The following is a 15,466-nucleotide window of genomic DNA, read 5'->3' on the forward strand; positions in this document are numbered from 1 at the left end:
ATTAGAACCATTAGTATCATTATTAATATTAGTCTGATCCGCAGTAACATTAACACCATTAGTTATAAGACCAGTACCATTAATTTGAACAGTAATCACTAATGTAACAGTATCACCATTAGCTAAATCACCAATAGACCAAATACCAGTAATAGGATCATAAGTCCCAACACTAGGAACACTATCTTGATAAATCAAAGCAGCCGGCAAAATCTCATTAAGAACAACATTAGTAGCATTACTAGGACCATAATTAGTCACAGTAATAGTATAATTAATGATTTGACCCTCAGTTACCTCACCTGTAACATTAGCTACCTTAGTAACAGTAAGATTAATAATTTCAGTTCCATTAGCCCAAAATACTTTTCTCCAATCGTCTACACCAAATGTAACCATTGTACTAAATGGAGGAACATTAACAATTACAGTTTGATTTTCACGAGCATCCCAAGTAGGGATTAAAACAGGATTAGGTCCAGTTCCTACATCAAGAGTAAAGTAAGGTAATAATGAAGGATCAAATGTAGTATTATCACTAAGTCTAATAGTATAATTAAATCTAGAACTAGTATTTCCAATTTCTGGACCATCATATTCAACATCAACTACAACATAGTTAGTTAAATTGACAATTCCAGAATTGGTCTTATAATAGGCTCGATCATTGTCACCCCACCAATTCCTATCAGCATTGATGGTACCACTGCCAAAATAAACTTGATATCCACCAGGAGTAGCATTATTGTTATAAAAACGATTATAATTTAATATAACATTACCTCCATCAAGACCCATGGCTCCACCATCACCATAACCATCTGTATTATTTACAAAATCAGATCTAGTTACATTAGTATTTCCAGCATTTGAAAAAATTGCTCCACCAACTCCGGAAATAGCAGTGTTATTATAGAAATAGGAACTAATAATATTAGTATCAACAGCGCCTGAAATATGAATTGCACCACCATCAGAAGAAGCATTATTACCAATAAATGTAGTATTAGTGATATTAGAATGTCCATTGTTATTATTAATAGCACCACCTACAGTACCTGCAGAATTATTAATGAAAATAGAATCAAATATATTTAGAGTACCACCATTATTGTTAATAGCTCCACCAGCATTAGCAGAGTTATTACTGAATGTAGAATTAAAAATCTCAAAATCAGAATTATAACCCATAGTAATAGCTCCACTAGTATGTCCTGTGAAATTACAGTTATTTAGGGTAACCTTACCAGATTGGTAATCTACTATAGCTCCTCCTAAAGAATTCATGAAAGTTATATTTATAAAAGTAATATTCAAGCTTGGACCATTTGTAGTAAATATTTGGTTGATAAAGTTTGCATCAATTTTTACCTGATCAGGAGACCCATTACCCATAATAGTAATATTTTTACTTATTTGCAAACCAGTGTTGTTAGAACCTTGGTATAAACCTGGTTGAAGAATAATAGTGTCACTAGAGTTAGCACTAGATAAAGCACCATTAATACCACCAGTTGATGTATCATTGATGGTTATATTAGCTGCACTAACAGTGTTTAATGAAAAACAGACGATACTTATGAAACAAATGATTAATCCAATCAAAAGTTTTTTTTCGATTATTTCACCTCCTTATCATTTTTATAGTCTTTAAAAAGATTATATAGAATATTAAAGAGAGTTAATAACAATAGTATATAAAATATAACTAAAAAAAAAAAGAATTTATAATAAGCTATTTTCAACTCCACAATTTTTAATATAATACATGAATCAATCCACCAGACTAATTATATAAAGTATGTGAAAGATATTTACTATTATATATATTCATTTTATTAATTATATAATTAACTAATATAACTCCAAAAATTGTCAAATATTTTTATTTCTTTGGATTTATAAAAATAAATACTATAAAATATTACATCAAAAAATGTTTAATCATGGCTTTTTCATAAAATTAGTAGTATTTTAATTTGTATTATATAATAATAAAAAAAATATTAATATTTAAAATTATCAATTTTTAAAATACATATAACAAATTAAATAATGACTATAATGTTTATCATCCATATAACTTGTTCCATATATTATTAATCTTATTTTTTAATACTGAAATAATAAAATTTTGAAATAAGAAAAATTAGAAATCATTAATAAGAAAAATAGATAAATAAAAAAAGTATGAAAAATAATTCTAAATAATAAAATAATAAATAAAAAATAAAAAAATAGTATAAAACTATTTATTCAACAAAATCTTTTTTAATGCTTCAACATCAGCATCAATTTCAATAGGTTCTGTACAAGCATTAATAGCTGTATTAGGGTCTTTAAGTAAATGACCAGTTACAATACAAACAACTTGTTCTCCTTTATCTACAACACCTTCTTCAACAAGCTTTTTAACACCAGCTATTGAAGCAGCTGAAGCAGGTTCTACACCTATTCCTTCATATCTAGCAAGATCTAATTGAGCAGCTAATATTTCATCATCGTTAACAGTTTCAGCATAACCATTAGAATCATAAATAGCTCTAAGAGCTTTAATAGAACTAACAGGAGCACCAATTCTAATAGCTGTAGCTATAGTTTCTGGATCTTGAACTGGAACCATGTCCATAGTATTTTTTCTAAAAGAATTAGCTATAGGAGCTGCACCTTCAGCTTGAATACCAGTCATCATTGGAAGATCTTCTATATAGCCAGCATTATGAAATTCAGTAATTCCTTTCCATATAGCTGAAATATTACCTGCATTACCAACAGGAAGAACTATTCTATCTGGAGATTTCCAACCAAGTTCATGAACAACTTCAAATCCAATTGATTTTTGTCCTTCTAATCTGTATGGATTAATAGAATTAAGAAGATATAAATGTTTTTCAAGAGCAAGAGCAGTTACAGTTTCAAGAGCTTCGTCAAAATTACCGTTTACAGATAAAACTTCAGCTCCATGGAACATTGCTTGAGCTAACTTTCCAAGAGCTACTTTACCACTAGGAAGAAGAACAACACAACGAAGACCAGCCCTAGCTGCATAAGCTGCAAGAGATGCAGATGTATTTCCTGTAGAAGCACAACCAACAGTATCAACACCAAGCTCCATAGCTTTAGTCATACCAACACTCATACCCCTATCTTTGAAACTACCAGTAGGATTGGAACCTTCTACTTTAACATAAAGATCAATTCCAAGTTTTTCACCAAGTTTATTACATTTACAAAAAGGAGTTCCTCCTTCATCAAGAGAAACTATTTTAGTTTCATCAACTGGCATGAATTCTTTATATTTCCATAAAACATCTTTTCTACAATCAAAAGTTTCACGTGGAACATCTGATTTATCAATATCCACAACAACTTCTAATACAGAACCACATTCTTTACAATTATAGATGACTTCATTATCATCATATTTTGCATTACAACTTACACACTCAATCATAGGATCACTATTATAAATAAAAACATCTATTATTTCTATAAATAAAGATTAATAAATATAAATAAAAAATATTATAGTTTAAAATTAATTATATTAAAATTATATATTAAAATATAATATATTAAACTTATATCAAACAATTCTATATTATTTTTAGTAGATAATGTTATATAAATTTTTTATAAATATTTTTTTATTATATTTAAAAATAAATTTTTTTATAAAATGAAATATTTGATGTTTTAATTAATTTTAATCTATCATAATTTATTATAATAAAATTTATTAAAAAATAAGAAATAAAAAATAAAAAAATAAATAAAAATAATTAGAAATAATTAGAAATAATTTTAACTAATTCAAATAAAGAAATTACCTATTGGAATAGTTAAATAAGCTTCAATAAATGCAGCTATAACAAATAAAACTACAGAAACTCCAAATAATGTCAAAGATTGAAATAGTATATTACTATTGAATTCTAATGAAGAAAATATTCTATTTTTAATAGTCCAATTATAAGAACCCTCTAAATTATCTGTTTTTTCATCGATATTAGGACTAAATATATTATAAATTGTAGAAATAATAAACTTAAGTAATACAAAGCCACTAGCTCCAGCTATAATAATAGCTGGAATTTCGATTATTCCATGTGGAAGAGTATAAGCTAAGAAAGCATTTAAAGGCATTTGTGTTGCAAAATAACCTATGAACACACCATTGCTTATTAATAATGTAGCTGTCACTAATCCAAATAGAATAGCTCCACAATACATCATGATTCCTACAAAAACATTGTTAAGAAATATTGAATCATGAGTTATTTTTATTTCTCCTTGTTGCACCTTATCTCTAAATGAATCTACCATAGGATTCAATATATTTGTAATATAAGGTGCAAAAAAGTATCCAAATAACATTGAAATAACGAATAATAACCCTGAAAAAAGAATTATAAATTTATTCTCTACAAAAGAAACTTTAATTAGCTTTCCGAATAAATGAACATAATGTTTAATATTTTGCAGTTTACCACCTTAATTCTAATTTTTAATTAGCTTTAAAGCTATTTATCAGTACATCTCACTAATTTATACTAGTTTTTAGCTAATCTCAATTAATTCTAAATTAAACTAAAGAATTTTTAATTAATTTTAATTAATTTTAAATTAATTATCTTTTTACTCTTATTTTTTATAACAAAAATTATATTCAATCATTAGTAAATCATGCTATAAATAATTAATTATTTCAAAAGATAAAAGATAAAAAAATAAAAATAAAAATAGGATTAAAAATAGGATTAAAATTAGATTAAAAATAAAAAATAAGAAAAATAAGAAAAAAGAATAGAAAATAATATAAAAATAAATTATCTAAAATTACAATCTTTCTCTGAATTATAATCTATCTCCATAATATTTAGTAAATATTAATAGAACGATAAATTCCATAAATATTAAAACTGTTATTAAGATTGCAGAAAAATTATAATCTAAATAAAGTAAAATTGTAGCCAATAATGCTAAAGAACATATTGTGAATACATATGTGGCATAAGATGCTTTACCTCGTATTAAGCTATTTCTTTCATCATATTCATCTATTCTAGTTTTTCTAGTCCACATTGGCCTTGCTCTCATAATATATAAACGTGCTATTGCAGAAATTAAAAAGATTAACCCCCATAAATTAAGTATTTTTGGCCAAAACATATCAGAAGCAAACTGTGGAATTAATAAGCTAGCTATATTTGTTATTATAATCAAAAATAGACCGATTAATCCAAAAAATATATAATATCTTTTTTTATTATTTATATATTCTTCATCCTCAATGGTCTTTTTATTATTGTCATTATTATTTTTACCAATATTTATACTATCATGATCATTGCTATTTTTATCCATAAAATACCCCTTTATTTCCTTTATTTCATTTAATTTCCTTTAATTTCCTTTAATTTTATTTTATTTTTCATCTCCTTCATATATGAAAATGTCTTCAATCGACATTTTAAAATATTTTGCTATTTTAAAAGCTAAAATAACTGAAGGATTATATCTTCCATTTTCTAAAGAGCTAATAGTTTGACGAGAAACCTCAAGAATATTAGCCAATTCAACTTGACTAATACCTTTTTCAATTCTAAGCTCTTCAAGCCGATTTTTCATATTTATCACATACAAATATTTATCAAATTTATGTAAAGCTAGCTTTACATACAAATTTATTGAACTATCTTTAAAATTTTAATTTTCAAAAAATAATAAAGATAATTAATTACAATTTTTTAATAAATACAATTTTTAAATTATTTATAATATTAATAATCATGTAAAGCTAGCTTTACATATATTATTAAAAATATACTATATAAACTTTTGCATTATAATCTCTTTAATTTAAAAATAATAAAGAAAAAATAAGATTATAAAAAGAAAATAAGAATATAAAATAAGAAGAAAAAAAAATAATAAAAAAATAATAAATAAAATAGTAAATAAGAAAATAAAGAAAAAATAGAATTATAAAAGAGTTTTAGCTATTTCCAAAGAACTCTCCTTTTTTTCATCAAGTTTTTCAAAGAAATTCTTCATTTTCTCTGCAGTCATTAGTTTACATTCACCGCAAAGTAGTGTTCCATTTTTACAGTTTTCATAGATCTTTTGAAGCTCACTATCATCATCAATCAAATGATAAACAAGCATTTCATAAACAACACAACTATCAGGACATCCACCTAACTTTTTTTGTTCTTCTAAACTTTCACGACCACCAGTTTTAGCTGATTTCACTTTCTTTTCTGCAATTTTTGGAGAATCATTTAGATAGATAGCTGTTTTAGGTTCACTACTAGACATTTTACCGCCAGTAAGACCAGTAAGGAATCTATGGTATGTAGAAGCCGGAGGAATAAAACCAAATTGAGATTTGAATCTATCAGCAAGATCACGAGTTAATCTTATATGAGGATCTTGATCAACACCTACAGGAACAACAACATGTTTTGGACCACCATATTCCTCTATTTGAGGAAGTAATATATCAGCTACTTGAACAAGTGGAACATAAACGTGAGATATGCTTGTAGAAGGATTAAAACCATAAATAGCTTTTAATTCATTAAAATTAGTTTTCTTTGATAATTCAAATGCTAAATCTTTAACAGGAGTATGTTGAGATTGAAGATAAATAAGAACATTATCATCAGTCAAATCAAGCCCCAAGGCAATATAGTTAGCTAAATACTCATTGATAGCTAATTCTTTAGCTTGAGTAAAATCCATTCCTCTTGCACCATATGATTCCATATCAGCTATAGGGAGAGAAAGTTTTCCACCTTTATCAAGATACCATTTTAATTGATCAACTACCATTTTATGACCAATGTGCATTTTTCCACTTGGCATCATTCCAGTAACAACTGCAAAATCTTTGTGGTTGTTGATAAATGGAATCATTTTATCAAAGTCTCTATGTCCAAATATAACTCCTCTTTTCATAAGAGGTAAAGGCTCTTCAATATCATCTAATATATCAGAAAACTTTTTTATTCCAAATTGATTTACTAATTTTTCATAATCAACAGATGATGATGCCCATGGATCTATCAATATATCACCTAAGTCTTAAAGATTTAATTTTTATATATAATTCTTTTTATTTTATATAATTCTTTATATAATAACTTCTTTATTAATAATTTCTTTTTATAATAATTATATTTAATGAGTTATTTACATTAATTATTAATGAAATTAAGCATTTAAAAATAAATTTAAAAATAAATTTTAAAGTAACTTAAAAATAATTATCTTACTTATATATTAATTATATACTAATTATACTAATCTACTAATTATACTAACCCAATAAAGAAATAAAATGGATTTAAATTTATGGTCTAGTCCATTCAACTTCATAATAAGTAATATCTTCTTCGTCATCAACGACAGCTAATAGAAGATGTTTTTTAACTCCATGAGCTACTCTAACATAACTAGCAAAATCTAAAGCATTTATTTCATAGTTTTCATGGATAATCTTTACAAGATAATCAGAATGTCCTTCACCAGGTGACTTTCCTCTTTCATAAAGACGGAATTCAGACCCATATTTGAATCCTGTTTTTATAATATAGCCCCTATCCTTTAAATCCCTGTAAACAATATATTTAGCATAGCCACTATTTTTTTTAATTATATTCCTAATATAATTACTTTCTAATTTTTCATCACTTTCACTATTTTCATAAATATTTAATCTACCTTTTTCCATTAAATAAAATGCTTCAATAATAGAAAGTTCTAGAACATCTCCTTCTAAGTTTCCAAAAGAGCTTTTTTGATTCAATGCAATAGCTTTTTGATTAAGATTTTCTTCAATTTTTATAGTAACAATTTCGTCAGATAAGTCTCCACGCATTTTCAATACACCTTATTTACAAAATTAGAATTATATTTGAATAAATAAAAAAATGAAAATAAAAAATGAAAATAAAGATATAAAACTAATTTTCTTTGATTATTTATTATCTAAGCCAGTTATTCTAATTCCTGCATAATGAGTTCTATTTTTGATATTAAGACCAATTAAGAGAGGAGTGATTTTTTCAACGATACGAGATCTTGAAATTCCTCCACAATCAATAGCTTTTACACCAGGAAGTTTATTAACAAGTTCCATAGCTTTTAATTTTGCTTCATCATCATCTCCACAAACAAGACAATCACAATCAATATCTTTCTCATGATTCATTAAGCTTGAAGAGGAGATATTACTATAAGCTGAAACAACAGCTACATCTTTACCTTTTAATATAGCTACAGTCCTTTCAGCAGCTGAACCTTCCCAAACTTCTATAAATTCCATTGGAGAACCTCCAATATTAGAATTGAGAGGAGCAGTTGCATCGATTAATATTTTTCCATCAACGTATTCTTTTATACTATCAAGAGTAGGTCTTTGAGCTTGAAGAGGCACAGTTAAAATGAGCATATCTGCAACAACAGCTGCATCAGGATTACTCAATCCTTCAAGATTTTTCATTGAATGACCTAAAATATTTTCAATTTCAGCTACAGCATTTTCAGCTTTTTCAGCCTTTCTTGATCCAATAACAACATCTTCACCAGATTTTGCATATCTCATAGCTAAACCTAAACCTTGATCCCCAGTTCCACCAATAACTGCAATTTTCATAATTTCTTCTCCTAAGTCTTATAATTAATAAATTTATTAGATAAAATAGTATGATAATCTATATAGCCAATATTATTAATTAAATATTTAATTAATAATATATAAAATTATATTATAATTTAATAAAAGATTTTTTTATTAGAATAAAAGAACTTTTTATAAATAATTTAGAATAATTTAGAATAATAGAATAATTTACAAATAAGGTGCTTTAAATAGCAATAATCTACTATAAAAGAACAAGTTTCCCCTAATAACAGAATATTATTTTATAAAAAATTAAATATAAATTATTTAAATTTTTTAAACCTAAAAGTAAAAATATATAATAATATAATATTATAACATTAGAAAATAAAGAATAATAAATTATAAATTTAATAATATACACTTTTGAATATATTAAATCTTCATAATAATTAGATAAAGGAATTTATATGTTTAAAGAACTCAATAATTTAAAATCTAAAAAAAATATATCAAAAAATGATTTAATGAAAATAATTCAGGATTTAGCTAAAACTATTTCTGTTCATGATCTTATGTTAGCTACAGCTATATTAAGAGAAGAGGGAAAATATGTTCAAGCTAGTTATAGAGAAGAGTATCTTGAAATATATATAAAATATTTTATCATGAGAATAAAAGATGTTAAAGCAGATAAAAAAGATTATAATACAGAAATAGATAATAAAACTGATTTTCAAGAAGCAATTGAATTGTTAGAAAATCAGTTCAATGATAAAAAGCTATACAAAAATGAAAATGATAAATTTCCTGTAATATACACAATAATCTGTTTATACACAACTTTCATTTTAAATGAACCAATCCATCCTATTGGAACTCCATTCCCAGGGAGTTTGAAGGTAACTTATGAAAATAATAAATATTTATGTCCAGTAAAAGACAAACAAAAGGAAAATCCACATGCTGTTTGTTTATTTTGTATAGCTGAACAGTCAGAATTATAATCAGAGACAAAATAAGTTATAAAAAAATATTAAAATTTAATTAATGTAATCTCATAATTCCATTTACTTTATCAAAATCTGAGTCAAAAGATACAATTTCGTGTATTTTTAATTCTTTCATTATTTCAACATTTGTACTGTCAGTTAATGAGAGAGTAGCATCATATTTTAAGAATGTCCTCATACTTCTGTCATATAATTCTTTGTTCTCTGTAAATACTGTATAATTATCATGAATATAATTATATACTTCAACAGCTTCTTTAGCTCCAATTAAGCTACCAATCATAGTTATTATTTCTTCTATTATTAGATTACTAAGAATTTTATCTTTTTTAGGAAATTCATCTATATTATCAATTAATTTAACTGCATCTTCATGCCATTGATCTTTATCAATGAAAAGAGCTATTAAGAAACCAGAATCTATGAAAATCAAGTTAATATTCTCCTCTTTCCATTTTTTTCAATTCATTAGTTGCATTAATTGGTTTTTTAGTAGTATATCTTCCAATCATATCTTTTGTGGTTAGTTTTTTTCTAAATGTTAATTCAACTTTTCCTTTATCATTAATATCCCATTCAATTATCTGTTCCTTATCAATATTGATTTTTTTCCTAATTTCTTTAGGGATAACTGTTTGATATCTATTATAAATATTGGTCTTTGCAATCATATGAATCACACCTTGTCATACAACTATATGTATGCAATACTATTTAAAATTATCAGACAATTTTTTTATGTAATATATTTTTTTATGTAATATAATATTTATGTAATATACAATTGAATTTTTTATTATACTTTTTATTATAATATTTTATAATAATATAATTGAATTAAATCAAAAAAAAAAAAAAAAATTAAATATTATTAAATATTATTAAAATTCTCGTTATCTCCACCTTTAACAGATATAATTCTTTTTATATAAAGTTTAGACCAGACAAATGCTATTATACTTCCAATAATATTTCCAACTACAATTCCCCACCATACTCCTTGCTGACCTAATCCTAATGGAATAGCTAAAATATAGGCAAATACTATAATAAGAAGAAGTTCTCTTATAGCAGTTAGCATGAAAGAATCAAATCCACGTCCAACACCTTGGAATATTGCAGAAGCTATGGCCCCTATTGGGACGAATATATAGAATAAAGCCATTAATCTCAAGAAATCTGTTATAAGTCCATGAAGTGGAGCTGTTTCTGGTGAATAAGTGAATATAGAAGCAATATAAGGAGCAAGTATGAAAGTAGCTACAGCAGTTATAACAGCTATTAATAACCCTATTTTAATTGAGTAATTTTGAATAATTTCAAAGTTTTCATATCTCCTTGCACCAAATGAAGCACCTACCACAGCAACAGCCGAAATAGATACAGAAATTATCGGTACAATAGCTATCATAACTACTCTCCATCCAGAAGAATAAATAGCCACAGCATCAGCACCAGAAACTGTAACTAATATCATATTAAGTACACCAACTAATATTGCTATTATAAGAAACTCTGCACCTGCAGGTATACCAACATTTAAAATCTTCTTTAAAATATCACTACTATAATCAAAGAATTTTAAAGAAAGATTTACATAAGTATCCCCTCTAAACCAATAAATGATTATTAAACTTACAATAGCCATTGATAAAACAGTAGCTATTCCTGCACCAGCAATTCCCCAACCAAAAGTATAAATAAAAATTGGATCAAGAATCATATTGAGAATAGCTCCAAATGACATTGCATAAGTAGTTTTTTTAACATTTCCTTCAGCACGGAGTATTCCATATGCAGCTGCAGTAAATACAAGAAATATTGAACCAGCAAATACTATGTTACCATAACTAAGTGCTAAATCCATAGTAACACCTGCCCCAAGCCCTTCAAGAATTGGGCGCAAGAATAAAAGAAGTAGAGTTGTTACAATAATAGTAAAAATTACTGTAAGAAGCATAATATGCATACCAGCATTATCAACTTTTCGTTTATCCCCTTCACCAATGAATCGAGCAATAATTGAAGTAGCTCCTGCTCCAAGGCCATTTGAAAATCCCATAACAACCATAAATATAGGTGTTATAAAACCAATAGCTGCAAGAGCATTTTGACCAAGTCCAGCTACCCAAATTCCGTCAATAAGATTATAAAGAGAAGTGATAAGCATAGCTATAATCATTGGCCCAGATAGTTTCAATATAGCCTTTTTAGGATCTCCAAGTATAGTAGATACCCCTTCTGTTTCTTCATAGCTATTTTCCATGTTATCTTTATTAGGTCTTACAATGTCATCACTAGTTTTTATACTATCTTCTTTAGTTCCCATAGTATCATCGTTAGTCTTGTCATTATCAATGATTTCAATATTTTTATCATTTTCATTACTTTTATCATTATTAACCATAAAATCTTTCCAAATAACAATTTTTATAAACATTTAACCATAATTAGAATAAATTATCACTAACTGGTGGTTAAAATTAAAAACAATAATAGAACAATTAAAAAAAGTTAAACATTAATTTAAGAGACATAACCCCTTTAGAGTCTTAAATTAATCTACAGAATATATAAATATAATATAATTCAATGTATTTTGTTTCATCTCTACTATTTCTATTATAAATGTATATTTAAATCTCTTATTATATAATGTTTTTTGATAATAAAATTAAAAAAGATGAAAAATGTTTAAAAATAAAATAAAAAATGAAAGAAAGGATAAAAAAAAATTAATTTATCCTTTAAAATTGTTTTTAGTGTTTTAAGCTAATTGATTTTTTGTTGTTAGCTAATATTATTTCTTTGTTTTTGTTTTTTGGGTCTAATGTGAAGTAAGCTATGCAGTATCTGTGGTTTGCTCTGTCTGGGAAGTAGCTGACTATTATTGATATTTTTTTACCTGGAGCTATTGATTTGATTTTGATGTATTTGGTTTTGATTTTGATTCCTTTTCTCATATGGAAAAGAGCTAAAACAGTAGCTTTAGATTTTAAACTTCCTTTGTTAGCTATTGTTACTTTACATGTAGATAGTCTTTTGTTAGTTGATAGTTTTTTGATTGATATGATTGCTAGGTTGGATTTAGGGTTGACTTTTTGTATTTTTGTAATGTTTGATGATTTGTAGTTTTTGTCTCCAGCAAATTTAACTGTAAAAGTATGTTTTCCACCTTTTAAACCAGCTATATTAAATACAGCTATTCCTTTGCTGTTAGTTGTTGCAGTGTATGTTTTTCCTTTTATTTTTAATGAAATCTTTTTGTTTTTGAGGATGTTGCCATTTATGTCTTTAAGAGTTACTTTTATGTTGGTTTTTTTACCTTCATTAATAGTTGGTGTGGAAACCACTATAACAGTACCTTTTTCTAATACTACATTAAGGTTTTTAGTGATGTTAGCTCCAGAATAAATCGCAGCAACACTTGCAAGACTATTTGTAGTATTGAATTCGTTCATTGTTGCGAGAATGTTGTATGTTCCTGAAACTGAAGCAGTATAAGTAAATTGTGCAATACCTGCATTATTGGTTATTGCAGTTCCTATTAATTTTCCATTAATATAGAAATTAATAGTTGCACCATCAATAGCATTACCTGATTCATCTGTAGCTTTCACAGTTATTGTGATTTTGTTAAATAAAACAGTAGTATTGATTGTTAAATTAGTTCTATACTCGATAGTATTTCCAGATCCTGTTAAATTACCTCTATTAACAATACCACCACCAGTATTATCAGTAACAGTATTATTTTTAACTATAACAGTACCATTTTCACCATTATTAATACCACTGCCACCATTACCACTAACAGTATTGTTTTCAATAGTAGAATTACCATCATTAGAAACACCATTACCACCATTACCAACAATCTCATTATCAGTTATAGTAGAGTTACCTCCACTACCAGTAGTAATTCCATTACCAGTATTATTTGAAATATTACTGCCAGTTATATTTAGATCACTGTCGTTATTATAAACACCATCACCACCATTACCAGTAATTTCACTATCCACAATTTTCACTTCAAGCTCAGCATCAGTACCATTAGAAGCAGAAATATAAATGCCCTCACCATCATTATTAGTAATTTCACTATCAGAAATAACTACAATATTAGTACTATTAGTACCAATAGAAACAATAGAAACACCACCAATACCAGAAGTATTACTTATAGTACAGTTATCAATAGTCACATGACTATTACCATTAGTATTAGAAACAATAGATAACCCTCCTCCCATATTATTAGCAACATTATTAATGAAATTAGAATCATGAATATCCAAACTAACATTACAAGAACCAGAACCAGTAGTTGTGTATAAACCACCACCATTACTATAAGCAGAATTATTAGTGAAATTTAACCTATAAATAGTCACATTAATAACACCAAAATTTCCAGGATTTATATATAAACCACCACCATTTGTATTATTAGCAGTATTATTAGCGAAAATAGAATCAAATAAATCCAAATTAACAACGCCAGTATTGCCCGCAGTTATATATAAACCACCACCACTATCATAAGCAGAATTATTAGCGAAAATAGAATCAGAAATAGTCGCATTAAGACTGCCATTAGCACCACTACTTATACTTAATGCACCACCCCTATTATTATTAGCGTTATTATCAGCGAAAATAGAATCAGAAATGATTATATTAACAACACCGTTACTGCCAGTAGTTGAGCTAATCACTCCACCACTAATATTTGCAGTATTATTAATGAAAATAGAATCCGATATGCTAACATTAGAAGAACCAGAACCACCAGTAGTTATGAGTATTACACCACCACTTTCAGTATCAGCAACATTATAAGTGAAAAGAGAATTTAAAATAGTTAAATTACCTCCCCGGAAGAAAATTGCTCCTCCTCCTCGACCTGCATTGTTTTGTTCAAATGTACAATTAGTTAAATTCAAATAACCAAAATTATTATTAGAATATATTGCTCCACCATGCTCTCCAGTAATATTTCCATTGATGAAAGTTATATTTATAAATGTCACATTCAAGTTATTGTTTATTGTGAATATTCTTGATAGTCCTTGTGCATCTAGTATGACTTTGTCTTTGGTTTTTCCTTGAATTGTAATATTTTTGTTGATTGTCATGTTAGTATTGTTGTTACCTTTGTATGTTCCTTCGTCGAGTTCTATTGTGCCTCCAGGACTTGAAGAATTGAGTGCCCCACTTATTCCACCACTTGTTGTGTTGTTGATGTTTGTAGTTGCTGCAAATCCAGTTTGTAAACTAATTACAACTAATAAAATGATACTTGCTATAATTAACATATGAGTTATAATTTTTTTGTTTTGTTTAATTTTATTCACCTCCCCATTATGGGATTAATTTTTTCGAAATTCTAAAATGTGATTAAAAAAGAATAAAATTAGTTCCTAAAAAAAGAATTTTACAGAGGGGGTGATAATATCTAAAAAAATTCTTAATAGAAGACATTTATCCTTTTAATTAATCACTACAATTTTTTTGATTAAATAAAACCAGTTATAATGCATAAATTATAAATAAAACTCTCCATAGAAGTTATCATCTTATTATAATTTATTACATTAAAAAGAGCATTTACTCAAATATCATTAATAAAGCTCATAATCTTATATAATCATGAAAAAATTACTCAAAAAATTTATAATAATTTTATTGATAATCTTTTTATCATTATACAAAAAAGACCTAAAGTGACTAAAAAATCTAATAAAATATTGCATATATTAACAAAAATAATATTATTCACTGCAAAAAAATTAACTTCGTTAAATTTCTGTTAAACGAA

At 26.4% G+C, this 15,466-nt stretch carries 12 protein-coding genes and 1 pseudogene; 1 reads left to right on the forward strand and 12 read right to left on the reverse strand.

Annotated elements, in window-relative coordinates; translation table 11 throughout:
* From KQY27_RS03575 to npdG, 8 genes and pseudogenes are all read right to left on the reverse strand, one after another.
* A pseudogene (locus tag KQY27_RS03575) lies at positions 1-1,605 on the reverse strand (hypothetical protein); the annotation flags it as partial.
* A gap of 643 nt (positions 1,606-2,248) precedes the next feature.
* Positions 2,249-3,454, reverse strand: a complete 1,206-nt coding sequence (thrC, locus tag KQY27_RS03580; RefSeq protein WP_224425208.1) for a threonine synthase — start codon at positions 3,452-3,454, stop codon at positions 2,249-2,251.
* 359 nt (positions 3,455-3,813) lie between these two features.
* Complete coding sequence (locus KQY27_RS03585; RefSeq protein ID WP_255596612.1) at positions 3,814-4,485, reverse strand: stage II sporulation protein M; 672 nt, start codon at positions 4,483-4,485, stop codon at positions 3,814-3,816.
* Between the two features lie 372 nt (positions 4,486-4,857).
* Positions 4,858-5,367, reverse strand: a complete 510-nt coding sequence (locus KQY27_RS03590) for a hypothetical protein (RefSeq protein WP_224425209.1) — start codon at positions 5,365-5,367, stop codon at positions 4,858-4,860.
* A gap of 60 nt (positions 5,368-5,427) precedes the next feature.
* Positions 5,428-5,631: a helix-turn-helix transcriptional regulator gene (locus KQY27_RS03595; RefSeq protein WP_224425210.1), complete on the reverse strand. Its 204-nt coding sequence runs from the start codon at positions 5,629-5,631 to the stop codon at positions 5,428-5,430.
* A gap of 354 nt (positions 5,632-5,985) precedes the next feature.
* Positions 5,986-7,074 carry a tryptophan--tRNA ligase gene (locus KQY27_RS03600; RefSeq protein WP_224425211.1) on the reverse strand — a complete coding sequence of 363 codons (1,089 nt, stop codon included), beginning with the start codon at positions 7,072-7,074 and terminating at the stop codon, positions 5,986-5,988.
* Between the two features lie 283 nt (positions 7,075-7,357).
* Positions 7,358-7,885: a tRNA-intron lyase gene (endA, locus tag KQY27_RS03605; RefSeq protein ID WP_224425212.1), complete on the reverse strand. Its 528-nt coding sequence runs from the start codon at positions 7,883-7,885 to the stop codon at positions 7,358-7,360.
* 99 nt (positions 7,886-7,984) lie between these two features.
* Positions 7,985-8,662, reverse strand: a complete 678-nt coding sequence (gene npdG / locus KQY27_RS03610; RefSeq protein WP_224425213.1) for an NADPH-dependent F420 reductase — start codon at positions 8,660-8,662, stop codon at positions 7,985-7,987.
* Positions 8,663-9,156: 494 nt separating this feature from the next.
* On the opposite strand from npdG, the gene KQY27_RS03615 reads away from it, so the two are divergent.
* Complete coding sequence (locus tag KQY27_RS03615; protein ID WP_224425214.1) at positions 9,157-9,636, forward strand: DUF2115 domain-containing protein; 480 nt, start codon at positions 9,157-9,159, stop codon at positions 9,634-9,636.
* Between the two features lie 40 nt (positions 9,637-9,676).
* Here the strand turns inward: KQY27_RS03615 and KQY27_RS03620 are convergent, their stop codons facing one another.
* From KQY27_RS03620 to KQY27_RS09340, 4 genes are all read right to left on the reverse strand, one after another.
* Positions 9,677-10,075, reverse strand: coding sequence for a PIN domain-containing protein (locus KQY27_RS03620; protein WP_224425215.1), 399 nt, complete (start codon positions 10,073-10,075; stop codon positions 9,677-9,679).
* Between the two features lies 1 nt (position 10,076).
* Positions 10,077-10,313, reverse strand: a complete 237-nt coding sequence (locus tag KQY27_RS03625; RefSeq protein WP_224425216.1) for an AbrB/MazE/SpoVT family DNA-binding domain-containing protein — start codon at positions 10,311-10,313, stop codon at positions 10,077-10,079.
* Between the two features lie 200 nt (positions 10,314-10,513).
* Positions 10,514-12,082: an MATE family efflux transporter gene (locus tag KQY27_RS03630; protein ID WP_224425217.1), complete on the reverse strand. Its 1,569-nt coding sequence runs from the start codon at positions 12,080-12,082 to the stop codon at positions 10,514-10,516.
* 319 nt (positions 12,083-12,401) lie between these two features.
* On the reverse strand, positions 12,402-15,002 hold the full coding sequence (locus KQY27_RS09340; RefSeq protein ID WP_224425218.1) for an Ig-like domain repeat protein: 2,601 nt from the start codon (positions 15,000-15,002) through the stop codon (positions 12,402-12,404).
* Between the last annotated feature and the right edge of the window lie 464 nt (positions 15,003-15,466).

Origin of the sequence: Methanobrevibacter sp. TMH8 (assembly GCF_020148105.1) — an archaeon.
Lineage (GTDB): Archaea > Methanobacteriota > Methanobacteria > Methanobacteriales > Methanobacteriaceae > Methanobinarius.